20 protein-coding genes and 1 pseudogene are annotated in these 24,823 nt (G+C 50.4%); 1 reads left to right on the forward strand and 20 read right to left on the reverse strand.

Features of this window, described 5'->3' with window-relative positions:
• Window positions 1-25: 25 nt before the first annotated feature.
• The 5 genes from ACYVB1_RS10350 to ACYVB1_RS10370 all read right to left on the reverse strand — a co-directional run bounded on the left by ACYVB1_RS10350 (window position 26) and on the right by ACYVB1_RS10370 (window position 4,930).
• Window positions 26-1,222 carry a GAF domain-containing protein gene (locus ACYVB1_RS10350; protein WP_460923499.1) on the reverse strand — a complete coding sequence of 399 codons (1,197 nt, stop codon included), beginning with the start codon at window positions 1,220-1,222 and terminating at the stop codon, window positions 26-28.
• Window positions 1,212-1,589: a hypothetical protein gene (locus ACYVB1_RS10355; RefSeq protein ID WP_460923500.1), complete on the reverse strand. Its 378-nt coding sequence runs from the start codon at window positions 1,587-1,589 to the stop codon at window positions 1,212-1,214. Before ACYVB1_RS10355 ends, ACYVB1_RS10350 begins: the two co-directional genes overlap by 11 nt.
• A gap of 99 nt (window positions 1,590-1,688) precedes the next feature.
• A complete protein-coding gene (locus ACYVB1_RS10360; protein ID WP_460923501.1) occupies window positions 1,689-1,985 on the reverse strand; it encodes an antibiotic biosynthesis monooxygenase family protein in 297 nt (98 codons plus the stop codon).
• 380 nt (window positions 1,986-2,365) lie between these two features.
• Entirely contained in the window at window positions 2,366-3,256 is an 891-nt protein-coding gene (locus ACYVB1_RS10365; protein WP_460923502.1) for an alpha/beta hydrolase, read from the reverse strand.
• Between the two features lie 24 nt (window positions 3,257-3,280).
• Window positions 3,281-4,930, reverse strand: coding sequence for a carboxylesterase/lipase family protein (locus ACYVB1_RS10370; RefSeq protein ID WP_460923503.1), 1,650 nt, complete (start codon window positions 4,928-4,930; stop codon window positions 3,281-3,283).
• A gap of 121 nt (window positions 4,931-5,051) precedes the next feature.
• Between ACYVB1_RS10370 and ACYVB1_RS10375 the strand changes: the two genes are divergently transcribed.
• Window positions 5,052-5,813, forward strand: coding sequence for an NUDIX hydrolase (locus ACYVB1_RS10375; RefSeq protein ID WP_460923504.1), 762 nt, complete (start codon window positions 5,052-5,054; stop codon window positions 5,811-5,813).
• A gap of 101 nt (window positions 5,814-5,914) precedes the next feature.
• Here ACYVB1_RS10375 and ACYVB1_RS10380 read toward each other — a convergent pair whose 3' ends face one another.
• The 15 genes and pseudogenes from ACYVB1_RS10380 to ACYVB1_RS10450 form a co-directional block, all read right to left on the reverse strand.
• Entirely contained in the window at window positions 5,915-6,739 is an 825-nt protein-coding gene (locus ACYVB1_RS10380) for a hypothetical protein (RefSeq protein ID WP_460923505.1), read from the reverse strand.
• 614 nt (window positions 6,740-7,353) lie between these two features.
• Window positions 7,354-8,736, reverse strand: a complete 1,383-nt coding sequence (gene dacB / locus ACYVB1_RS10385; RefSeq protein ID WP_460923506.1) for a D-alanyl-D-alanine carboxypeptidase/D-alanyl-D-alanine endopeptidase — start codon at window positions 8,734-8,736, stop codon at window positions 7,354-7,356.
• A 149-nt stretch (window positions 8,737-8,885) separates the two neighbouring features.
• Window positions 8,886-11,021 (reverse strand): glycoside hydrolase family 97 protein, encoded by a 2,136-nt coding sequence (locus ACYVB1_RS10390; protein ID WP_460923546.1) that lies wholly within the window; start codon window positions 11,019-11,021, stop codon window positions 8,886-8,888.
• 929 nt (window positions 11,022-11,950) lie between these two features.
• Window positions 11,951-12,730: an enoyl-CoA hydratase/isomerase family protein gene (locus ACYVB1_RS10395; protein ID WP_460923507.1), complete on the reverse strand. Its 780-nt coding sequence runs from the start codon at window positions 12,728-12,730 to the stop codon at window positions 11,951-11,953.
• Window positions 12,731-12,871: 141 nt separating this feature from the next.
• Complete coding sequence (gene paaZ / locus ACYVB1_RS10400; RefSeq protein WP_460923508.1) at window positions 12,872-14,923, reverse strand: phenylacetic acid degradation bifunctional protein PaaZ; 2,052 nt, start codon at window positions 14,921-14,923, stop codon at window positions 12,872-12,874.
• A gap of 382 nt (window positions 14,924-15,305) precedes the next feature.
• On the reverse strand, window positions 15,306-15,899 hold the full coding sequence (locus ACYVB1_RS10405; protein WP_460923509.1) for an acyltransferase: 594 nt from the start codon (window positions 15,897-15,899) through the stop codon (window positions 15,306-15,308).
• 3 nt (window positions 15,900-15,902) lie between these two features.
• Window positions 15,903-17,108 (reverse strand): 3-oxoadipyl-CoA thiolase, encoded by a 1,206-nt coding sequence (pcaF, locus tag ACYVB1_RS10410; RefSeq protein WP_460923510.1) that lies wholly within the window; start codon window positions 17,106-17,108, stop codon window positions 15,903-15,905.
• Between the two features lie 72 nt (window positions 17,109-17,180).
• Window positions 17,181-17,606, reverse strand: a pseudogene (gene paaI / locus ACYVB1_RS10415) (hydroxyphenylacetyl-CoA thioesterase PaaI).
• Between the two features lie 3 nt (window positions 17,607-17,609).
• Complete coding sequence (locus tag ACYVB1_RS10420) at window positions 17,610-18,395, reverse strand: enoyl-CoA hydratase-related protein (RefSeq protein ID WP_460923511.1); 786 nt, start codon at window positions 18,393-18,395, stop codon at window positions 17,610-17,612.
• A 3-nt stretch (window positions 18,396-18,398) separates the two neighbouring features.
• The gene (paaD, locus tag ACYVB1_RS10425) at window positions 18,399-18,887 is read right to left on the reverse strand and encodes a 1,2-phenylacetyl-CoA epoxidase subunit PaaD (RefSeq protein WP_460923512.1); all 489 of its coding nucleotides are present in this window, start codon (window positions 18,885-18,887) and stop codon (window positions 18,399-18,401) included.
• Between the two features lie 111 nt (window positions 18,888-18,998).
• A complete protein-coding gene (gene paaC, locus ACYVB1_RS10430; protein WP_460923513.1) occupies window positions 18,999-19,829 on the reverse strand; it encodes a 1,2-phenylacetyl-CoA epoxidase subunit PaaC in 831 nt (276 codons plus the stop codon).
• A 5-nt stretch (window positions 19,830-19,834) separates the two neighbouring features.
• Window positions 19,835-20,122 carry a 1,2-phenylacetyl-CoA epoxidase subunit PaaB gene (gene paaB, locus ACYVB1_RS10435; protein ID WP_460923514.1) on the reverse strand — a complete coding sequence of 96 codons (288 nt, stop codon included), beginning with the start codon at window positions 20,120-20,122 and terminating at the stop codon, window positions 19,835-19,837.
• Between the two features lie 167 nt (window positions 20,123-20,289).
• Window positions 20,290-21,252 carry a 1,2-phenylacetyl-CoA epoxidase subunit PaaA gene (gene paaA, locus ACYVB1_RS10440; protein WP_460923515.1) on the reverse strand — a complete coding sequence of 321 codons (963 nt, stop codon included), beginning with the start codon at window positions 21,250-21,252 and terminating at the stop codon, window positions 20,290-20,292.
• A 47-nt stretch (window positions 21,253-21,299) separates the two neighbouring features.
• On the reverse strand, window positions 21,300-22,373 hold the full coding sequence (paaE, locus tag ACYVB1_RS10445; protein WP_460923516.1) for a 1,2-phenylacetyl-CoA epoxidase subunit PaaE: 1,074 nt from the start codon (window positions 22,371-22,373) through the stop codon (window positions 21,300-21,302).
• Window positions 22,374-22,673: 300 nt separating this feature from the next.
• A complete protein-coding gene (locus ACYVB1_RS10450) occupies window positions 22,674-24,671 on the reverse strand; it encodes a cytochrome-c peroxidase (RefSeq protein ID WP_460923517.1) in 1,998 nt (665 codons plus the stop codon).
• Window positions 24,672-24,823: the final 152 nt, after the last annotated feature.

Raw genomic sequence — 24,823 nt, forward strand, 5'->3', positions numbered from 1 at the left:
CTGTGGAAAGCCAGAACTGGGCATGTTAATTTGATCTCTCTTTAATAATTTTTTCCAGCACAGCGCTTCTCAGTGCCTCCGCGGCGTCAGTTTCCTCAGCCAGCCAGGGCAGCGAGGTATACTTCACCGTTTCCTGATACGTGGCAAAAGAATTTCGGGGGTGATAAGTTTTGCCATCCGGCTCCAGTTGGATAGCATTGTTGGGGTTTCCGCCCCAGTTTACAGTTTGTATCACTTCTGGCCGGAACCCTAAAATATACTCGCCCTGTTCGGCATTGATGGGCAGCGCGATCAGTCCACTGGCCTGGTCCTTGTAGTTTTTACTTTGCACGTATTGCTTAGGCAGGGTGTCTGTAGCGAACACGCCGTCTTTCTTATTCCGGCGGAGCCAGGCTGCCAGCTCTTTTAGCTCCTGGTTGCCGGGGGTGCTTCCGCTCGTCCGGATGCTACCTTCAAACAGAACCGCCACACCTGTGAGGTTTAGCAGCTCCTGCAGGTTAGTGGCACCCGTCAGCAGGCCATCCGCAAAGTCAGGGACGGTATACAGCTGCTCCAGCAGCCGAGCATGTACGCCCCGTAGCTGCGCCTGCAGCATAATGGTTTTCTCCCTTTCCTTTGAGGCAATCTGCGCAGACACAATACCGGAAAGCAGTTCCATGGCCGATCGGAGTTCGTAGCTGGGATTTTTCGGTGACTTGTGGTGGCAGGAGACAAGTCCCCACAGCTTGTTATCAATGATAAGGGGCAGCGACATGGAGGCCATGATGTTCAGGTTTGCCAGGTACTCCAAGTGCACGCCTGCTACGCTGCGCAGGTTACTGTCGCTCAGATCGGTAAAACGTTGTGTCAGCGGGTTGATTACCGGAATGAGGCGCACCGGCACATAATCACGGGTAGGAATAAGCCGGTAAGGGTTGCTAAAGTATAAATCCCTGGCCTGCTTGGGAACATCAGAAGCAGGAAAGCGGAGATCCATGTAATCAGCCATGTCTGCTTCTCTGGCCTGTCCAATCACAATGCCGTTCCACTGTTCGTCGAACTGGTACACCAGCACACGGTCAAAGCGCGTAAACTTCTTTATTTCATCAGCCGCCAGCTGTGCTACTTCCGCAGTGTCGCCAGCCTGTTTGAGTAAAGAAGTAATGTACTTAATCTGCTGGTAAAGCCCCAGGAAAGACTGCTCACCTGATGCTGATATATTCTCTTCCAACTCAATGAGCACATATTCTTCCCGCGGGTGCACCAGTGCAGTGAATGAATGGCCGGGGAGTGTCCTGCACCGTAAGGATAAGCGTTAAGGGAATCTTGGTCTGGCTGTCGTGGTTGGCAATTTTCGCCTGGATATCGGCATACTGCCCGGCCGGCAGATAGGCAGAAATAGGCTGCTCCAGCAATTCATCAACCGGTATTCCCAGAAAAGACGCAGCATTGGCGCTAGCCTGCACAATACGCAAATCCGGTTTATCTACGACCAGCAGCAGGCCGTGCGGCTGTATCAGGTTGACCAGGTGCAGGGGAATACTTCCGCAGAACTCTGAGTCGTAGTTCTTGTCGATGGTAACATTGATGGGTGCCGCTTTTTTTTCCATGTTTTATTTTGGTGGTTCCTGCCAGGCTTTCAAAGCCGTTTGCTAGAGAGTAATATGCCTAACTGGCTTTTTGTTTGGTTCTGCCGCAGATACAGGCTGTTATTTCGTTACCTGGTCGAAGAACCGTACTTTGGTGCTTCCGGGCACGAGTTTTAGCCCCTTGGGGATGTCCTGGTGTGCCTCCTTCATGTGTTCCTTGTACCAAACCTTGTAGCTGCTGTCATCCTCCCAGCAGGTCATCACCCAGATTTCGCTGCCATTGTCCTGCGGCGACAGTACTTTCATTTCCAAGAAGCCGGCTGCATTGTCTACCAGGTGGGGCCTTTTTACAAAAGCCTGCTTCACCTCCTCAGCCATATCATTGGCAACCTCAAATACACTTAACGCTATAAACATGCTGTTCTACTATAATCAGATGAAAGGACGTACTTCCGAGCAGCTATTCCGGCAAGGCAATACCCAAGGTAAATTTAACAGTACTTCCGGAGTAGGACAAAAAATGCCACCAGATTTGCCTTACTTTTCAAGTAGGAATGAAGGCAGATTTCTTCTGCTCGCTTATTACCAGCATTTTATCACAAACCGCGTTCCACCTCCAGGCCTACACCCAAGGCAGTAGAACAGCTTAGCCGTTTGCACCCACACACTCTGAGTTGTATTTCCTTCGCCAGTCAGGCCACTACTATGCCGGAATAGCAACGTGTGCGAAACCAGCCATATATAAAAAAGGCTGCCAATTTTGGCAGCCTTTTTTATATATGGAACGGCAAAAATGTTTATTTCCTGCTCATGGCAACAGCACCATTTGCCTTTAAAATTTTATCGAAGAACAGCATGTGGTAGCCCAATGAGTTTTCCCAGTAGTCCCAGGTGTGGCCACCGGGGCGCTCAGTGTAATCATGCGGTACCCCTTTATAAACCAAACGCCGGTGCAGTTCCCGGTTGGGTTCTATGAGGAAGTCGTCTACGCCACAATCGAAAATCAACTTCACATCGTTTGCCTTCATCTGGTCCGTCATGTTCACCACCGAATTGGCGGCATACGGGTCAGGAGAGGCACCGGCAGGGCCCAGGATGCGCTCAAAGCCCGGCGTTATCTGTTTTGCAAACTCAGGAGGTATACGCCAGGTGCCGATGTTCAGATCCAAGGCCCCGCTCATACTACCGGCGGCACAATAAAGTTCCGGGTGGCGTGTTGCCAGGTAAAAAGCGCCATGCCCTCCCATGCTTAAACCTGTGATAACGCGCCCTTTCCGGTCGCGAATGGTCCGGTAGGAGTTATCAATCTTCTCCACTACCTCTTTGGTGATATAGGTTTCAAACAGGTTGTCTTTCTGCACTTTGCTATCGAGGTAGCCACCGAGTCGCTCCCCCTCCGGCGTCACAATAATCAGGTTGTACTGGTCGGCTAGTTTGTGCAGCAGTTGCTTGTCGGGTGTCTGTTTAAGCCAGTCGCTGAACTGCCCGCCACCGCCGTGCAACAGGTACAACACCGGGTAAGCGGCTTTGCTCCTGGCATAACTATCCGGCAATACCACCGCCGCCCGATAGGTCTTTTGCATGGCAGCGCTCGGTATATCCAGAGAATCTACTTTGGCTCCGAAGGACACAAAGCTCAGGCACGAAAGGCAAACGAGCAGACAGAAACGAAAAGAGTTAATGATCATATTAACAGTCTTTAAGAAGCTTACCTATTTTGCCTGAAGCTTGTCCAATATAATATAACGGCTCCGGTTCTGCTCCGGTCTGGCTGCGGTTTTCACATCTATGTGCATTACCTGCACCTTTTCAGGGTTGTTGGCAGTTGGCCAGGTTGGCAGGCCTTTCCCATTCGGATTTCCGGTTTTAATAAAGTTGGCAAAGTAGTTCTGCATCACCTCCGACACCTGATAATCTTCCGGCGTCCAGGCATACACTTTATTGTAATCCAGGTTACCCATGGCATACTCTATTTCTGCGGCATGCACAGCGCCGCGGGCAGGAGGCATTTTAAAGGCGTTTGGATCTTCCTCTTTCACTACTCCCCCGGCGAGTCCAGAGGAAGCGTTGCCCATTTCAGCTGTCATAGGTGGGCGAGGGCGGGAAAACAGGTACCGGTACACTGGCTTTCCGGATGTCTGGCTGTGCAGGTCCATCCACTTCCAGGTGCTGTAGGCAATAAAGCGGTCGCCCGCCAGGTCAGTGGCAGCCTGTAAGGCTTCTTCGTCTGTGGTTGCTTTGTACGCTTGCAACACCTCGTCAGCTTTTTCGCCATAAAGCCTGCGCGCGGCCTGTTCAAAGTTGGCGACAGTAGGCTGTTCCTGCCCCAGTAGGAACATATAGTTCATCTCTTCTGAGTTCCAGCCAGCCAGCAGTGGTACCTTCGCCTGCTCTCCGGCCGCATAAATGGCGGCAGGTGATTTCGGGAAGAAATACCCATCGATGGTTGAGACAAAGTATCCCATTCCCAGTTTACCTGCAGCCTCCAAAAGCTGCTCTGCCGGCATGGCACGAAGTTCTGCCAAAGAGTTTGCCCCAATGCTGCTGGCAAACTTCATCCCGTTTTCCTCTGCCTTAGCAAGCGGAACAGGATCAAGGCTTGAGTTGACTAATGCACCGCTCTCGCCAATTGCTCTTGCTATCAACCCTTTCGATAAAGGAGAGGCCATCTGTGCACTCACAGAGATGGAGCCCGCCGACTCACCCGCGATGGTTACTTTGGATGGGTCGCCACCGAAAGCAGCAATATTCTGCTGCACCCAACGCAGGGCTGCGTTCTGGTCCATATAACCGTAGTTGCCGGATGAGTTGTGCTGCGACTCTTTTGTTAGTTCCGGATGAGCGAAGAAGCCAAATACGCCAAGTCTGTAATTCACAGTAACAGCCACAATGCCTTTCTTCGCCATGCTCTCGCCGTCGTAACGGGCCTCTGAGCCATCACCGGCCACAAAGCCGCCGCCGTAGAAGTACACCAGCACCGGCAGCCGCTCTTTCCCTGATTTGGCGGGTGTCCAGACGTTCAGGTAAAGGGCATCCTCGCTCATGCCGTTAGAACGAAAGCCCATGTCGCCGAATACGGCCTGTTGCATAGCCCGTGGCCCGAACTGCTTGGCCTGACGCACGCCCTTCCAGTTCTGCACCGGCTGTGGTTCCCGCCATCGCAGTTCGCCTACAGGCGGCGCAGCAAAAGGCACGCCTTTGAAAACACGTATTCCGCTCTGCTCTGTGGTTCCTTCCACAATACCATTCACTGTTCTTACCTGGGGAGCAGACTGCTTACCCTGGCTTGCAGCTGTCTTCTTTGCCTGGGCATAAGCCACCGGAGCTAGCTGAACACCTAGCAACATCCATATTAAAAGCATTCTGAGGGGACGCATCATAAATATATATTAGTTTGTGAAATGACTCAGCTTTATGTTATTTTGACATAATGATATAAAATGTTTTCATTATGTCAAAATAACATATATAACATTTTACCTTATGCCTGACAAAGAAACTCCTGTTACGCAAACAGATGGAAACCAATCGCCCTTGCTACCACAGCTTACGCTGGACTGCATCATTCTGGGTTTTCATGAAGACCAGTTGCGGGTGCTCCTGCTACGCTGGAAAGGCACCCAAGAATGGAGCTTGCCTGGCGGACCAGTCCGAAAAAACGAATCTGTGGATGCGGCTGCTTATCGTATCCTGAAGGAAAGGACTGGTTTAGAACAATTGTTCCTGCAGCAGTTTCATGTCTTTGGCGAGGTGGTTCGCTATGACCGGGAAGAAATAAAAAATAAGCTGAAGCACGTGGTGGACCCTGAGAAATGGTATGATCGGGCAGTGTCGGTAGGTTATTATGCGTTGGTAGATTATTCTAAAGTAAATCCTACACCGGATATTTTTACAGAAGAATGCCAGTGGTGGGACATAAAGGAGATTCCCCAGCTGCTGTTCGACCACAACCATATAATCAATACCGCCCTGCGGGCGCTACGCATGCAGCTAAGCTGGCAGCCTATTGGCTATAACCTGCTGCCAGAGCAATTTACCATGCCTGAGTTACAGCGACTTTATGAAACAATATTGGGCAGGACGCTGGACCCGCGTAACTTCCACAGGAAAATCATGGGACTGGGAATAGTAGAGCGCCTGGAAGCCCGGCGAAAGGGTGGTGCGCATAAAGCCCCATACCTCTACAAATTTAACAGGGCCCAGTATGAGGCGCTGCTCACAGAAGGTAACTTATCGTTTAGCTAAGGCTGTTTTTTTGATATGCTGCAAGGTGAAGTACCGGAAGGTAAGATGTTGCTTATTACTCCTGATGATACAGTTTTACCTTTGACTTATTACTTGACACGTTACACAGAACCTCCTGTATTTGTACCACTTCGCAGGCTATCATGTACGGCATGTATAAGTTGTGCCACCGGGTTTATGAAATCCTTGTCCTCCCAGTAGTCTGAATGGCTGAAGGGAGTCCAGCCTGTGTTTATCTCCCGGTCCTGCGTCACGATGCTGTCATAGGCATTGGGGAAGCCTTTACTCAGTGGCTTCAAAGGCCAGCCTAAGATATCGTCCCGGTCATAGAAATTATGCCATTCAAACAAGTCGTTTGGTTTATCGATGGCAACAATTTTCTCCAGACCAGAGACAAAAAGCGGAATGTTACACCCCGAGGTGAGCAGCAGCCTGGTTGTTCCCAGCTTCTGAAATTCTGTCGGCTCATTTTTTTCCCAAATGCCCTTCCTTTGCTGGGCATCCCATATATAATTGGAGATGATCTGGCAACCTAAGGAGTGAGCGATGATGATGATCGGGCAATCCTGGTCTTCAAGCTCTACACGCAGCGCGTTTATCTGCCGCAGGATGATGCGCTGTATCCTCTTATAGGAGCTGTCTTCTTCCCCCGGCCTGAACTCAGAGGTGGCGGCATCGCTCAGGAAGTTGAGAAAGAATTTCCGCAGCCTTTGCTGATCCAGCGGGTTTCCGCTCTGCACCATGTGCTCCCAAACCTTGTCCTGGTGCACCTGGAAATCACTATGGTACCAGATAGACTTAAAGCTGATATCTGCGATGGTTTCCTCCCTGAGCTGTTTGTAGAGATTCTTTTGCAGGGCATTTGCATAATCCGGCCGCTGATTGCCCATTCCGTGAATTGTCAGTACTCCAAACTTCGTTGACATTGCATCCCTTCCCTGTTTAAGTAAACGTTTCTCTCTTCGTTTATTCCTTCCCATCAGTTGAGCGAAGATAACCCTTTCTGTCCTAATACAACAATCTTTACCGCCTGCCATGCCCCTGGCTATAACCCTGGCTGTTTTAGTGCATCCTGTAAAGCAGGCCTGCGTTAAAAAGAGAGCAGCAGAAACTATTGTAATATTTTTGAAATGGACACAGAGGTAGGCGGCACCTGCTTTCTCTCTTCAGAGTGGAATGCCAGTTACAATACAAGGGGTTAACGAGTGGCTGTGGTTAAAACTGGCGCCGGTGCTTTAAAAATTGTCCCGGCCGCTTTGCTATACAGAAGGGCTGAAAATAAAAAAGCACCCTACAAAGTAGAGTGCCTTTCCAAGCTATGAAAACAAACTTAATGTACAAACATACGACTATCTCACCAGTACACCAAATCAATATTTCTTATTACTACATAGAAGAAATTTATAAGGTCGTTCTATTGTGTAACTCCTCACTTATGACATAATATGAGCAAAAAAATAATTTGAATATATTATTTTAATCTATAAATAATTATATTATCTTTTAAAAGATCAAACCAAAGAAGTATCCTAGTATCGTTTTATTTCAGCACATCCAGCACCTGGTACATCTTTTTTACAAGCGCGCCTGAGGAGCCGTTGTAATTATTAACAAGAAAGGCAAAGACATATTCATTTCCGTCTTTCGCTTTGTGGTAACCACAGTATCCTTTTACCCCCCGTATGGTACCGCTTTTCATTTTCATGCCATTGTATAGTGGCAGCGAAGCATAGAACCCATCGAACCAAGGCTGCTTTCTGGCATGCTGCAGAATGCTCACCTGTGCATGCGTGGTCACGCGGTTTTGCGGCGAAAGCCCGGAGCCATCCACAATGTTCAGCTCCGTATCGGGAATCCCCTGTTGCTTCCAGTACCTCTGGATAAGGTCAACCCCTCTGTCGGTAGAACCAGCGCCACCACTTTTAGCTGCAATCGTTTTCACCAGGGCCTCACCATATAGGTTCACGCTCTTCCTGTTAAACCAGTAGATGATGCTGTCCAGGGGAGGTGATGTGACAGTGTAAAACGTAGCATATTTTGCCTGTGGCACGATGCTGCTATTCGCCAGGCTCCTGCCTGGGCTTTTAACTCCTGTTCCGGCTAAGGTTTGCTGCAACATGCTCACAAAATGTTCGGAAGCAGCAGGTATTGCCCCCGATATTTTAAACCTGTTTTCGTTAACGGGTATCGTTCCTCTGATAACGCCGGCGGAGGCATTCAGCGGGAAATAGATGTAGGCATTGTCGCCGGTTCCTGCCGCCGCAGAAGTAAGTTCCGAGCGCAGGGTATAGCCTTTTATTTCGGGTACCATGGCCACAATCGTCACTGGGTCGCCTATTTTGCTTCCGGACTTCAGGAGCACATCATACTGGTTTTCGCGCCAGTTTAATTTGGCAGGTCCCGCCCCGTAGTAATTCCCGATGTCCTGCCACATCCAGCCATCCGGGATGGTTTCTTCATCCCACGCCTCGTTGTCTACTATTACTGAACTGATGGATTTGATACCCTGCTTCTGAATAGCTTGTGTTATTCCCTTCAGCACAACATCTTCTTGGGTGGTCCGCCAGCGCCAGCTTCCGAAAGTCGGGTCTCCGGAAGGTGCAATCAAAAGAGAAGCCTCCTCCCCTGTTTTGTGAAGGGCAAAACTTGTTTTATACTGGAAGCCATCGCCCAGCAGTTCATAGGCACTTGCACTGGTTACCACTTTCAGAGTGGAGGCCGGTGCCATACCGAGCAACCCGTTTTGCTCATAAACTACTTTGCCGGTTTTAGCATCCAGCACATAAAGAGAGGCGATACCATTGCGTAGCTGCGGGTCCTCCTGGAAAGTTTTAAAGGCAGCAGCAAGTTTTCCGGATACAGATTGGGACAGTGCCAGCGTATGCACAAAGGTGCATAATATGAGCAGGGTGATTTTTAACATGGTTCGTAACATCCCCTTAAATTAAGAAAAAACGCGCTTAGTAGCATGAGAGTGGTGACTGTATACAGAAACTCCTGATTCAGTTCTAAACGAAAAGAGGGTGAAAGACCTCAGTCCTTCACCCTCTCCTGTTGTTATACTTCAAGCTGTTATAGCTTCTTCAGGTTTCTCCTGTCTTCGCTGCTTGCCTCTTTGATGCTGATGGCTACACCACCTCCTGCAGCTAATGCTTGTCTCAGCCTGCTTTTAGAAGTAATAAGCACTTTGCGAACAGTATAGCTCTGCGCATTTTTATTCCAGCTCGCATCTTTACCATCTGCATAAATGGTAGCCACATACGTTTTGCCCTGCGGAAGATAGTTGAAAGGAATAACAGCGGTGCGCGGGTTCTCGTCTGTAATGCCGCCCACATACCATTCGTTTTTGCCTTTGGCTTTGCGGGCGATGGTTACATAGTCGCCTGGCTCCGCTTCCTGCACATAAGTATCATCCCAATCCAGCGCCACATCTTTGATAAATTGGAAGGCATCCGGAAAGCGCAGGTAGTTCTCCGGCAAATCAGCAGCCATTTGCAGGGGGCTGTACATGGTCACATAATAGGCCAGCTGCTTTACCAGGGTCGTGTTCACACGCTGGTTGCCCGTTCCGTAGTAAGAAAGGTCTGTCTGCAGCACGCCTGGCGTATAGTCCATTGGGCCACCCATCAGGCGGGTGAAAGGAAGAATGGTGGCATGCTCGGGTGCCAGGCCGCCCATGGCCTCGAACTCGGTACCGCGGGCAGATTCCTGCGCCAGCCAGTTCGGGAACGTACGGTGCAAACCGGTAGGACGAACCGCTTCATGGCTATTGACCATGATTTTATAATCTGCTGCCGTTTTCGCCACATAAATGTAGTGATTCACCATCCACTGCCCGTCGTGGTGCTCACCACGCGGTATGATTTTGCCTACATACCCTGTCTTCACAGAGTTATACCCATTGTCCTTCATAAACTGAAAAGCCTGGTGCAGGCGACGCTCATAATTGGTAGCAGCCCCGGAGGTTTCATGGTGCATCATAATCCGTACTCCTTTTGACAAAGCGTACTTGTAAAGCTCTCTTACATCAAAGTCAGGATAAGGCGTGATGAAATCGAAGACATCTTCTTTCCAGTTGCCGAACCAGTCTTCCCAGCCAACATTCCAGCCTTCTACCAGCACCGCATCAAAGCCATGCGCTGCGGCAAAGTCGATGTGCTTTTTTACATTTTCGTTGGTGGCACCATGGCGCCCGCTCGGCGTCAGTTTGCTGAAGTCGTCGCCCAGTTTTACGTTGGTTTCGGTACCATAGGCCCAGGTGCTTTTACCTGCCACAAAATACTCCCACCATACGCCAATGTATTTAACCGGCTTTATCCACGACACGTCTTCATAAGCCGTAGGCTCGTTCAGGTTCAGGATAAGTTTAGAGGCAAGAATCTCAGTGGCCTTGTCGCTCACGACAATCGTGCGCCAGGGCGTTTTGGTGTCCGTCTGCATATAGCCCTTGTTGCCCACCGCGTCAGGTGTGAGGTGGGAGCTTAATCTGAAGCCCTTGGGATCCAGGTTAAGGTGCATGGCCGGGTAATTTACCAGTGCCGCCTCGTGGATGTTGATGTACAGGCCATCAGCAGACTTCATCATCAAAGGCGTCTGTACCGCCAGGGTATCAATAGGATGCTGTGCGTGCACCTCAATGGTAGCTTTCTCCATCAATTGCGGTACCTCTGACAATTTAGAAGTTGTAATCGCATACTCATTCGTGTCATAGTCTCCCGGAATCCAGAAAGTTTTGTGGTCACCAGTCAGGTTAAACTCTGTGTTTTCCTCCCTGATAACAAAGTAGTTCAGGTTCTGCTGCCTCGGGAATTCATAGCGGAAGCCCAGGCCGTCGTTGAACAAGCGAAAGCGGATGCGAATGGTACGATTCTGCTGCTCTTGCTGTGTAAGGGTAACCAGCAGCTCATTGTAGTTATTGCGGATGGTGCTCTGCTCGCCCCAAACAGGTTGCCAGGTATCATTTACTGAGGCTTGTTCTGTATTGGTTACGGTAAAGCCTTCCATAAACGAACCAGCATCGTTTGTTTCCAAGCCTAACCTACTCGGCTTTATGACCGGCTTCTTTTTATAGCTTAGCTGATAGGTTGGTGCTCCGTTCTGAGCCAACTCAAAAGTTAGCGTCAGGTTTTTATCTGGAGAGGTGATAACCTGTGCATGCAACGGAATGAAGCATGTACAGATAAGGAGTAAGGTGCACAAACCGCGCATCAATCTGCGGGATAGGCTAACACGTTTTGCTGCTGTTTTTATACTCATGTCTTACTTGTGGTTTGTTTGGTTTTACTTCTCTGGATTTCTATCTCTAGAACCCTTCGTGACAGAATGAGCTATAGAAGTACTCACTTACAAAGAAGCAGGACTTTACAGCTAACAGCAATTCACCTATACATAATGTAGAAAAAAATAGCTTTATACAAACATCAAACATCTATTAATCAAACACTTAAATAAAACAAGAAGCCTGAAATGAGTAGCTGAAATGTAGCTGATTTTCAGTTACTACTACCGCTTCTCTTATACAACATTTCATTTTTTCGGAGATAACTACCTTGTCTAAGCTGCCGTAGTGACTGTTCATCCAGTGACTCATTAGCAGCCTTTTCCATCTTGTCTTCCTGTGCTCTCTAGGCTGGGGTAGGGGCCCTATATAAGAGTGGCCTCGTCTTCGGGCATCGCGCTGTGTATATTTCCTGCCAGGGGTAGGGGCCCTTTTTAAGACGGCTGCCACTGGCGTGGCACCGGAAATTTACAATAGAGGGCCCCTTCCCCCAGGCGCTCAACCCAAAGACTGGAAACACTTTCACTTCGTGCTGGATTTTTATGTGTGAAGCCTCAGCAATGGAAAAAGCCTTCGGTGACCTGATAAGCAGACTCCCCTCCTTAGACTCTAAAGGGGCCCCTGCACCCCCAGGAGGGGTAGGGGTGGTTAGACCCGGTACAACAGAAAAAGCAAAGGCAACTATGGAGGAACCTTTAGCAGGTGTATTATAAGAGTGACGAAAAGAGGCTGAACAGGTGTATTCAATCAGAAAAACAGAAACGCTATGACCCCATAACAGGCCATAGCGTTTCTAAAAATGATGTGGCTGAATTAGCTGTCTTTACCTCAGAAGAAGCAACCACCTACAACATGCTTTCTATTTTTTCTCTTTAAAGGAACGGATGAAATTGCGGGTAAAGTCAGATAGAACAAGGGTCCCGCTGATGCCTGCCCGTTCTACCAGCAACTTATCCCAGTGCTCAGTTCCCTGCCAGAACACTTGCTTCATGGCCTTCAGTGCATCGGGGCTGTAGCTTGCCAGTTTAGCCGCAAAGGCCTGTACAGCGGCATCCATTTCTTCCGTTGTTTCATACACATCCGCATACAAGCCTTTTTCTTTGGCCCACTCTGCTGAACGAAACTCTGAGGCATCCAGTGAAAGCTGGGAAAAAGCGGCTAGACCAATCTTCCGTTCTACGGCAGGTCCCACTACAAAAGGGCCGATGCCTAGTGCCAGCTCACTCAGTTTAACAGCCGCATGTTGGGTGGCAAAGCAATAGTCTGTGGAGGCTGCTACGCCCACGCCTCCGCCAATCGCTTTGCCCTGCACCCGGCCGATGATGATTTTGCCGGAGGTGCGGCAAGCGTTAATGACTTTCGCGAAGCCGGAGAAAAATGCCAGGCCCTGCTCTTTGTTCTCTATGGCGATCAACTCGTCAAAGCTGGCTCCGGCGCAGAATGTCCGCTCCCCCCCGCTCTTCAGCACAATCACCTTTGTCTGCTCTTCCTGGCTTGTTATGGTAATTGTATCCGCCAGTTCATCCAGTAGCGCGCCCGGCAAGGAATTATGTGAGGGGTGGAAAAACGTAATAGTGGAAACACCCTGCTCATCTGTTGTTACTTCTACTGTACCTACTGCTGTATCTGTTTTGCTCATCGTTTTGTTTATTAGATACAAGTATCAAGACACAAGACGTTAGACTTTTCTTTACACAATACTTCTTCTAAAAGAGGATTGAATGCTGTAGAGTGATTAAGTTAAAAGTCTTGTGTCCTGATACTAGCGTCTTATGTCTTTTTATGCTTGATTTAACTTTTTTACCATTGTGAGGATAGTGGCAATGGCCACGGTCTCGCCCGTTTCATCCGTTACATCCACCAGCCACTTCACAATGCCTTTTGCCACGTCGTCTTCGCTGCGCTTCTCCTGGCCCACCTTTTCTTTGCAGGTAAGCTTTACGCCGATGGTCATGCCTGGATACACTGGTTTCGTGAAGCGGCACTCTTCCAATCCGTAGTTCAACAGTACAGGCCCTTTCTTCGGATGCACAAACATACCCGCCGCCTTCGACAGGATATAGTATCCGTGCGCCACCTTGCCTTCAAACAGCGTCCCTTCCAGGGAAGTAGCATCTACGTGTGCATAGAAATGGTCGCCTGACACGTTGGCAAAGTTGGCAATGTCCGCCTCCGTCACGGTATGGTTGTGGGTGACGTAGGTTTCCCCTATTTCCAGCTCTTCAAAGTACCGCTGGAAAGGATGCTTGTCGTATTCAACCTGCTTTGCTCCTTTCTGATACACACCGGTGATGGCCGTTACCATAGTGGGAGAACCTTGAATAGCGACGCGCTGCATGAAGTGCTTCACACCCCGTATACCGCCCATTTCTTCGCCGCCTCCGGCTCTGCCCGGCCCGCCATGAATCAGCATCGGCATCGGAGAACCGTGACCGGTGCTTTCTTTTGCACACTCCTGGTTGAGGACCAGAATACGGCCGTGATGTGTGGCGGCACCAATAGCATATTCCTGCGCAATGGCAGGGTCGGCAGTGGCAATAGAAGACACCAGAGAGCCTTTACCCATCTTCGATATTTCGATGGCCTCGTCTAAAGTTCTATAAGGCATGATGGTCGCTACCGGTCCGAAGGCTTCTACTTCATGGGTGTCAGTATAGCGGAACGGCTGCTCATTCAGCATCACGATGGGTGAGATGAACGCGCCTTTTTCAGGATCTGCCCCAATCACATCTACCTTCTCCAAGTCGCCATACACGATAGGCGTCTGCTTGGCCAGTTCCTTTACATTGTTTCGCAGTCGCTCCAGCTGCTCTCTTCCCACAATAGCACCCATGCGTACGCCTTCTGCCTGCGGGTCGCCGATGCCGGTTTTAGAAAGTTCCTTGCCCAGGGCTATCTGCACATCTTCCACCAGCTTCTCCGGTACAATGGCCCGTCGAATGGCCGTACATTTCTGACCTGCTTTAGATGTGATTTCCTTGCGTATTTCTTTGATGAACAAGTCAAATTCTGCCGTTCCGGGAACTGCATCCTCTCCCAGTACGGCACTGTTCAGAGAGTCCGCTTCCATGGTGAAAGGCACCGCTTCCTCTATAAGCCGTGGGTGTGCTTTCAGTTTACGGCCTGTACTGGCCGAACCCGTGAAGGTCACCACGTCCTGGTATGTGACATGGTCCAGGATGCCTTCTCCGGTACCTGTTACTAATTGCAAAGCACCCTCTGGTAAAATTTTAGAGTTGATGATTTCTCTTACAACCGCTTCTGTGAGGAAAGCCGTGATGGGTGCCGGTTTCACGATGGCAGGCATACCTGCCAGCAGGTTCACGGCTATCTTCTCCAGCATGCCCCACACCGGGAAATTATACGCATTAATGTGAATGGCGACCCCTTCTTTCGGCACCAGGATATGGTGTCCCATAAACGTTCCGCCCTTCGACAAACCAATGGGTTCATCTTCTACATAGTGCGGTTTGTCTGGGAATTTACGGCGCAGGGAGGCGTAGGCAAACAGATTCCCGATACCGCCTTCAATGTCTACCCAGCTGTCGGCACGGGTGGCGCCTGTACGGTAGCTGAGTTTATAGAAGGCCTCCTTTCTCTCTATAAGGTGCAGCGCCAGCGCTTTCAGCATCAGGCCGCGCTCCTGGAACGTCATTTTCCGAAGCGCCTTGTTTCCTTTGCTGCGGGCATACTGCATCATTCCTTCAAAATCAAGTCCGCCGCTGTAGGCGGTATAAATATGCTCGCCGGTCACGGCATCCAGTAGCTGGCTTTCCTGCCCTGATCCGGGAGTCCACTCTCCCATGGCGTAGTTTTGCAATGTTGCGCTCATAGTTTCTTTTAGTTTTTGATTCAAAATTGTCATTTCGAACGATAGAGAGAAATCTGCTTCAAGCCTGTAGCTAAAGCTTCTAGTCAATCAGACAAGCTTTTTATCCTATAGTACCTGTATTCCTCAGTCTTGTAAACCCTTTGTTTCAGCTCTTGCTTTGGTGCGCTCACGGCCGCGAGGCCTCGTCCTCAGTCATCGCGCTGCGTAACTGAAGCTGCCTCCGCTCTGCTCCGGCTGCCTCACTCCGTTCGGCACCGCAACATTTACAAGGCGCTCAACCTGAGGACTGGAAACATTTCGATTGCAGACGTTCTTCCTCTGGAACAACTAAATAGCCAAGTATAAAATCACTCCTTACTCAGGTTCAATAATGAGCTAAAAGTCACCTTTTACTCTCGTTCCAGGTCTTGTAACTACTATCCTGCATTTTCCGGTCGGTGGGTACTTCTCTTAGGGGCTCGCAAGGCTTTAGGGTGGCGTGGCAATCGGCGGGAAGCTGCATGTAGACGTGCGTGCCTTTTGTCTTCCAGCTAATCATTTCATCGCTTACCTGCTTTATGATTTTGTGCGGGTTGCCTACCACTAAGCTGCGCGGCGGAATCTTCTCATCTGCTTTGATGAAACTCAAAGCACCTACGATGCTTTCATCACCTAATTCCACCCGGTCCATCACCACGGCATTCATTCCAACAAGTACATTCCGACCAACGGTGGCGCCGTGGATAATTGCGCCATGGCCAATGTGCGCCATCTCTTTCAGCAGCACCGTTACCCCCGGAAACACGTGGATGGTACAGTTCTCCTTCACGTTGCAGTTATCCTCTATCACGATCTGTCCCCAATCGCCGCGGATAGCAGCACCCGGGCCAATGTAGACATTTTTGCCAATGATGACATTGCCTGTCACAGCTGCCTGTGGGTGCACAAAAGCGCTTTCGTGTACGACTGGTTTGTATCCGTTGAACTCGTAAATCATCTCTTATACTTTTTCTATGATAGCCGCATATCCCTGTCCTACGCCCACACACATCGTTACTAAGGCATAGCGCTTGTTTTGCCTGTGCAGCTCGATGGCAGCGGAATTCAGAATTCTGGCACCGCTCATGCCCAGCGGGTGGCCTAAGGCAATAGCACCACCATTGGGATTGATGCGCGGGTCGTTATCTTCCAAACCAAAGCCCCTGATACAGGCCAGGCTTTGCGCGGCAAACGCCTCGTTCAGTTCTATCAGGTCAATGTCATCCAGCGTAAGACCAGCTTTTTTCATTGCAATCTGGCTGGCTGGTACCGGGCCAATCCCCATCACACGCGGCTCCACCCCCGCTACCCCCATCGACACAATGCGTGCCTTTGGCGTGAGGTTGTGCTTCTTAATACCTTCTTCTGACGCGAGCAAAAGTGCTGCAGCGCCATCATTCAGGCCGGAAGCATTGCCTGCGGTTACGGTACCGTTTTTCCGGAAGGCAGGACGCAGTTTCCCCAGTACCTCCAGCGTTGTGTTTGGCTTGATGAACTCGTCCTTGTCGAATATTTTAGAATCGCCTTTGCGCTGCGGAATCTCTACCGGCACTATTTCTTCATCAAAGCGTCCTTTCTTCTGCGCCTCCGCCGCCTTTTGCTGGGACCGGAGGGCGAACTGGTCCTGGTCTTCGCGGTTGATGCTCTCGCGCTCCGCCAGATTCTCAGCCGTTTCGCCCATGCCATCTGTACCGAATAGCTCCTTCATCTTTGGATTCACAAAGCGCCAGCCAAAGCTGGAGTCGTGCATTTCCGAATCCCTGCCGAAAGGGGTACTGGCTTTTGAGATGACCCAGGGACCACGCGTCATGTTCTCTACGCCACCGGCAATAAAGAAATCGCCGTCGCCGCACTGTATGGCTCTGCTGGCCGCAATGGCTGCTGATAAGCCGGAGGCACACAAACGGTTTATTGTTTCCCCGGGCACAGAGAAAGGCAGCCCCGCCAGTAGCAAGGACATACGCGCCACATTGCGGTTGTCTTCCCCCGCCTGATTGGCGCAGCCCAGAATGACATCGGCAATCTCCCCTCCGTCTACAGAAGGATTGCGCTTCATCAGTTCCTTTATCACAAGGGCAGCCATGTCATCGGGCCTTACGGTTGCCAAGGTACCGCCGAAATTGCCAATCGGGGTGCGGATGCCGTCTATGAGGTATGCTTGTTTCATTGTTTTACTTTGTTTGATGGAGGTCGGTAATATTTATTAAACCTGCCCCTCCGAGGAGGGAAATACAGTAATTTATATGTCTTTGCTGGTGCGGTAAGAAGTACCCTTGAACAGCGCCACCAACACATTCTCCTGATTCGTAATCCGAATCTGGTACACCCCTACTTTGTTTTTCAAGCTTTCTTCTTTGGCTTCTACCGTCAGGACATCACCTAATTTACCTGCCTCGAGCTAATCCATGTTGGTGCTAAGCGCGACACTCAGGCGGCCGTGGCTGTTGCAGGCAAAAGCAAAAGCACTGTCGGCGGCAGAATAGGTGACGCCACCGTGCAGGATACCAAAGCCGTTCAGCATGTCTTCCCGCACCTGAAAGTGCAGGCGGCAATAACCCTCTCCCATCTCATCCACCTGCAGCCCGAGCATTTTACTGAAAGCATCTTTCTCCATCATGCGCTGCATGACTTCTTCGGCTTGGCTTGTCGCACGTTTGTCTGGCATACGCTATTGGCCTTTGAAGTTCGGCTTTCTCTTTTCGATAAAGGCCTGCACGCCTTCTTTAAAATCTGCGGTAGCGCCTGCACGGTGCTGGTAAGTTGATTCGTGGCGCAGTTGTCCGTCCAGGCTCAGGTCGAAAGTGCAGTTCAGCAGGGCTTTGGTATAGGCAAGGCCTTTGGTTGGCATCTGGGCCAATCGCTGCACCAGGCTGTTTACTTCGCTTTCGAAAGCATCATCCGGGAAAGCCTTATAAATCATGCCCATTTCCTGCGCCTCTTTCGCAGGCACTTTGTCGCCTGTCATCATTAGGGCAGAGGCTCTTTGCAGCCCTACCAGGCGGGGCAGGAAAAAAGTGCCGCCACTATCCGGTATAAGCCCGATTTTGCTGAATGCCTGAATGAAGCTGGCTGACTCTTTGGCTACCACAATGTCACAGGCCAGGGCCAGGTTGGCACCGGCTCCCGCCGCCACACCATTCACCGCAGCCACCACAGGCTTTTCCAGTTGCCGGAGCAGCAGCACAATCGGGTTATAATGCTGATCTACAATCTCTGATATTTCCATCGCATCTTCCGAAGTGGCCTCCGCCAAATCCTGACCGGCGCAGAAGGCTTTGCCCTCACCCGTTAGCAGCACGGCCCGCACTTCCTCATTTTGCTGAATCTCGCGCAGTCGCTCCTGTAGTGCTAAAGCCATTGCGCGGTTAAAGCTGTTGAATACGTCTGGCCTGTTCAGGGTAATGGTGGCAACGCCAGCCTCAAAAGTGTATTTGATGTAATTGTTTTCTTTCATGTTTTATTTCAGGCATTTAAAATAGTCGAAAGGCTCCAGGCACTCGTTGCACTGGTAAAGCGCCTTGCAGGCTGTGGAGCCGAACTGGCTGACAAGTTTTGTATTCTCTGATTTGCAGAGCGGGCAGCGCACGGTGGTGTCTCTGCCAAACAGGGCGTGTATGTCTCCGCCATCTTCTACAGGAGGGGCAATCCCATATTCCTCCAGCTTTACCTTCCCTTCTTCAGACAGCCAGTCGGTGGTCCAGGCGGGGCTCAGTTGTATGTTGATACGAACAGATTGGAACCCTTCTGCCAACAGCTTCAGCCTGATGTCCGTGGCAATGGTGTTCATGGCGGGGCAGCCGGAATAGGTAGGCGTGATCGTCACCTGCACCTCTTCGTCCTGCACCTGCACGTCGCGCACCACCCCCAAATCCACGACGCTCAGCACCGGAACCTCAGGATCGGAAACATCTTCTAAGTATTGCCAGACTTTTTCTTCTGTATTCAAATCTTGGTATTACGTTTTTCATAACTGTCATATCGAACATTAGTAAGAGTTCTGTTTAATTGAAGGCAGATCTCTCACTAACGTTCGAGATGACAAGAGCGTGCTTAATCTTTACCACTCCAAACCCGGATAAGCTCTTTGCAGGTATTGCAACTCTGTCAGGATAAAGCCTATGTGTTCTGTATGTCTTCCTTCCTTGCCTCCTGACTGCATCCACACGCTCTGTGGCACTTCTAGTGTTGCCTCTTCAAAAACTTTGGCTATATGCGCATCCGAACTTTGCTTTATCAGGTTGTAGTTCGGAATGACACCGAGTTCCAGCAGGGCTTTCTCAGTGGCTGTCATCATGAAAAGCTCCCCGGAAAAAGGCCAGAGGTTTTCGATAGCTTTTTCGATACGCAGCCTGCTTTCTTCGGTACCGTCGCCTAACCGGATGACCCATTCTGAACTCCACTTGATATGGTAGCTGGATTCTTTTAAAGACTTCTCAGCAATAGCGGCCAGGCGGTGGTCGGTGCTGTTTTGAAGTTCTTTCAGGAAGAAGTAATGGAAGGAATCGAAAATAAACTGGCGCATGATGGTATCGCCGAAGTCGCCGTTTGGCTGCTCTACCAGCAGGGGGTTCTTATACTCCACAGCATCGCGCAGGTAAGCCAGGTCATCTTCTGTACGGCCTTTGCCTTCCAGTTCAGCCGCATACTGGTACAGGCTGCGGGTTTCGCCAATCAAATCCAAGGCGATGTTCGACAAAGCCATATCCTGCTCCAGCACCGGCCCGTGCCCGCACCACTCAGAAAGGCGGTGCCCCAGGATAAAGGTGGTATCTGCCAGTTGCAGAGTATAATCCAGCACCAACTGCTTTACCTCCGGAGCATAGTCCTGTACCGGGGTATTAAAGTGCTGCTCGTGCAGGTGCGGGGCGTTTTCGTGGTTGTGCATCATAGCGATTACATGTTTTTAATTTCCGCAGGCACCTCATAAAAGGTCGGGTGGCGGTACACTTTATCGTTGGCCGGCTCATAGAAAGCAGCGGCATCGTCAGGGTTGGAGGCATGTATGTGCTTCGACTCCACCACCCATATGCTGATGCCTTCCATGCGGCGGGTGTATACATCGCGGGCATTCTGGATGGCCATTTCGGCATCCGCAGCATGCAGGCTGCCTACGTGTTTATGGTCAAGGCCTTGTTTGCTTCTGATGAAGACTTCCCAAAGCGGCCATTCTTTTGTGTTCATATGTTTTATCTTCTTGTGATGTCGTAATAATCTGAAGCTTTTCCCCTAAAGTTTGTCATTTCGAAAGCATTGAGAAATCTGCCATATTGCGGGGTCATGAAACAACCCAGATTTCTCACTGCGTTCGAAATGACAAACTTTACATTATTTCCCTTACCAGCAACACTCTATGCTGCCCGCTCTGCTTTTTGGCGCTCCCGCTGTGCTCTTTTTTCGGCGTGGGCGAGAGCGGCTTCACGTACCCAGGCACCTTCTTCGTAAGCTTTCACGCGGGTCTGGATGCGCTGTTTGTTGCAGGGACCGTTACCTTTCACCACGTTCCAGAACTCATCCCAGTCGATTTCGCCATAGTCGTAGCCGTTTTTGGCCTCGTTCCACTTCAGGTCTTTGTCTGGCACGGTCAGGCCAAGGAACTCTGCCTGCGGCACCATCATGTCTACAAAGCGCTGCCGCAGCTCGTCGTTGGTGAAACGCTTGATTCTCCAGCGCATCGACTGTGCCGTGTTCGGCGACTCATCGTCTTTTGGCCCGAACATCATCAGCGTAGGCCACCACCAGCGGTTAAAGGCTTCCTGCGCCATCTTCTTCTGCTCCGGCGCGCCGTTGCACAGCGTCATCATAATCTCGAAGCCCTGGCGCTGGTGGAAGCTTTCTTCTTTACACACCCGCACCATAGCCCGTGCATAAGGGCCGTAGGACGTACGGCAGAGCGGCACCTGGTTCATGATGGCAGCACCATCCACGAGCCAGCCAATGGCCCCAATATCTGCCCAGGAGAGGGTTGGGTAGTTGAAGATGCTGGAGTACTTGGCTTTGCCGGAGTGCAGGTCGGCAATCATCTGGTCGCGGGATGCACCAAGCGTTTCTGCGGCACTGTAGAGGTACAAGCCGTGGCCTGCCTCATCCTGTACCTTGGCGAGGAGGATGGCTTTGCGCTTCAGCGAAGGCGCGCGCGTAATCCAGTTGCCTTCCGGCAGCATGCCTACAATCTCGGAATGGGCGTGCTGCGATATCTGCCGGATAAGCGTTTTCCGATAGGCATCCGGCATCCAGTCCTTCGGCTCTATCCGGATGTCCTTGGCTACCTTTGCTTCAAATTGTTCTTCCAGGTTTACTTCTACCTCTTGCATAGCTTCTATATCTTTAAAAACCTTTATCAGGCTCTATTTTCAAATCATTACTGGTCAAAATCAACAATTACCTTCTCTGTCAGCGGACGAGCCTGGCATGTTAATATATAGCCCGCCTGCACCTCTTCGGGTTCAAGTGAGTAGTTTACGTCCATCTCCACTTGCCCTTCTATCACCATGGCGCGGCAGGTGCTGCAAACGCCGCCTTTGCAGGAATAAGGCAAGTCGGCGCCCATTTCAATGGCAGCGTCCAGAATGGTGTTGCCGTAGTACGACATGTCGAGGTTCATCACCACGCCATCCGTTTTTATAGTTACCTTGCTCTGCTTATCTGCTTCACCGGCAGGTCGGTCTTTCCGGCTTTCCTTCTTCCCACTGTCGCCTGTGGTGAAAAGCTCGAAATGAATCTTTTTGCTATCTACGCCTGCTTCCTGCAGCGCATCCTTCACACCAAAGATCATCTCCTCCGGTCCGCAGATAAAGCACTCGTCAATCTGATCAGGCTCAATGATATGGTCCAGGAAAACTTTGGTCTTCTCTTTATCTATACGGCCAAAGAACAGTTCCGTGTCGCCGTGCTCCCTGCTCAGGATGTGGTACACGCTCAGCCGGTCTATGTACTTGTTCTTCAGTCCTTCTATTTCTTCTTTAAAGATGATGGAGTTGCGGCCCCTGTTTCCATAAATCAGATATACCTGGCTCTTTGGCTCTGTCATCAGGATGGTCTTCATGATGGAAAGCACAGGCGTAATACCGCTGCCAGCTGCGAACATCACGTAAAGCTTCTCGTTCTCCGGATTCAGTTCGGTATAGAATCGCCCCATCGGCGGCATCACCTCCAGCTCCTCCCCTTCGTGCAGGGCCTCGTTGGCATAACTGGAAAAGACACCTTCCGGCACTTTCTTAATGGCCACTTTCCACTCGTTCTCCAGAGGGCTGGAGCAGATGGAATAGGAGCGCCGCAGCTCTTCGTTGTTAAACTGCCGCCTGAAGGTAAGGTACTGCCCCTGGGTATAGCGGAAGGTATCTTTCAGTTCCTCCGGCACATCCAGCGACACGGTCACACAGTCGTGGGTCTCCCGGTTGATGCGTTTAATTTTTACCTTATGGAATTTGCTCATGTATGTTCAGTTCTTGGTCCTGCATCAGACAGCCTCATTTTTACTGGCTCCCGTTTCAGAAAGTATAGCCAATGCTGTTCTAATCAAATATACGGATTTTCATTCAACTAACAAACGTTAGGTAGGCAAATTAGATGCCGCACTACTTTAAATAGTATAGGGCAATTGGCAAAGAAATCAGAAAGCGGATCCTGATGCCATCCGTGCTGCCTGCACCACCATGGCAACACATAAAAAAGAGAAGGGCACAGGAAGCTTCTACTTCCTGTGCCCTTCTCCTCGCCTAACCGCTTCTCCAGGTTAATACTGCCCGCCTACGATGCGTTTGTTCAGCGCAGATCCTTTTGGAAAAGACGGTAATTGTTTAGGCACAGAGGTGGTCGCTGTGGTGTCTGTTAAGGAGTGCATAAACGCCACCAGGTCCTGCTTTTCTTCGGTTGTGAGGTTGAGAGGGCTGGAAGGCAGCGTCTGGCTGGGAACAACCAGGCCTAAGCCGGCACCTCCCCCTGCATCATAGAAGGCAACTACCTCTTCGAGCGTGCTGAAAACCCCGTTGTGCATGTAGGGCGCTGTAAGGGCTGTATTTCGCACCGTCGGCGTTTTAAAAGAATGTAAGAAAGCTGCAGCTCCAATTACTCCGGCACGGCCCGAGTCTGCATCCAGTGTGGCTCTGGTTAAATCAGCCGTTGCGGGCACACCCAATACTTCTGTTTCGCTTTCGAGGAAGCGGGGCGGCACGGTGCCGTTAAATGCCGGTGCAAAATGGCAGGTGCCGCAACCTGCTTTTCCCATAAATAAGTTTGCTCCCCGAATGGCGGCCTCGCTATAATCGCTTGTTTGCCGGCGCATGTAGCGGTCGAAAGGAGAATCGAGCGCCACCAGGTTCTGCACATAAGCGGCGATGGCCCTGTTGACTGTGTTGGAACTTACCTCTGTTTCAGGTTGCCCTTTGAATGCCTTTTTGAACAACTTCCTGTACTCGGTGCTTTGTTGTAGTTTTTCTACTACTTGTTCATAGTTCCCATGCAGTTCATCTGCCTTATTGATTACATCCGGTATCTGGTCCTGCAGATATTGCGCGCGACTGTCCCAGAAATAAGCTGCGCCCAGACTTGCATTGAGCAGCGTAGGAGAATTCCGAAGCGTCTTTCCTTTCGCGTCAAAAGCAAGGCTTCGCACCTGTCCGTCTGTAAAGGCTTTGGCAGGGGCATGGCAACTGGCGCAGGAGCGCTGGTTATTAGAAGAAAGCACGGGGTCAAAAAAGAGCAGCTTTCCTAACTGAACCAGCTCCGGGTTAGCGTTGGCCTGGTCCTGCTTGGCGTAAAAAGCTGGCTGCAGAAAGCGTTCATCGAATAAGCTACTGGCAAGGTCGTTTACGGGTTTTGAGAAATCAGTTGTTGATAGCCGCTGCTGCAAAAGTAAATGCTGCAGCCGGGTAAGCGCACCATAAGCCGGATCGGCCAGCTCCCGGATGAAGTACAGGCGATTGAAGCTGTCAAAATCCTTATGCTGCCCGAGATAGGCAAGAGCACCCTGAACAAGTGCTATACTCTCAGAACACTGCTGCTGCACGGTCCCGGATGTTCCTTCGCGGTAAAGCATCAGGGCAGCCAGCACAGGCTTCAGGGAAGCTACCGTATATTCCAGGCTATGCCCGGCGGCAGGCGCATCAAAACCAGTAACGCCCAAAGTCATGGCCCGAACGAGCTGCTCCCGCAGGCTCTCTAACAGCTGTTTATTTGTAAAGGATTGATTGCGGACGTTGTTACCGAACAGGTTTAGCTTTTCCTCCAGCCGGAATGCCAGCGGCAGGGCTTCCTGCGCGGCCGCTGGACTCATCTCTTCTGCAAAAAGCATTTCTTCCAGCACCTGCAGTCCCTCCGGAGGAAAAGTGACATAAGTTGGGGTTTTAAAGTGGAGGGCGAGGTAAGGCTGCTGCTCCACAACTACTTTTGGCAAAGGCGCTCCATTCAGGCTCTTAGCAAGCTCCGGGTCCAGGTACTCCAGCAGGTATTCCGTTTTCTTATAAGCATACTTCAACTGGCAAAAAGCTTCCTGCGCCTGCTGCAAAGTGGCCTGCCGCTGCTCAAACAAGCGAAGGGTGCTGGTAAACGCACCTGCCTCGTTCTTTAAACCCTCCACATCCAGCAAAAAATTTTGCCTGATGCGCTGCGTGGCTGCAACACCTGCCGGGTCAGTTTTAAAAGAACTGAGCGTAGCACTCAGGAAAAGAAAAGTACATAAAACGAAAAGCACAGAACGGAGCTTTCCTTTCAGGGAGTGACTTTTAAAAACCATCAGCTAAACAGGAAAAATAAATTTTGTTCAGAGCGGTCGTGTACCCAAAACGCCTTAACCAGCCTCTATAATTATTGCATTCAAATTTAATTAGAATTTTTATATAAATCAGAAAATTACAATCAGCTTTTATATTGAATTTTATTTATATA

This window comes from Pontibacter brevis (genome assembly GCF_054779655.1).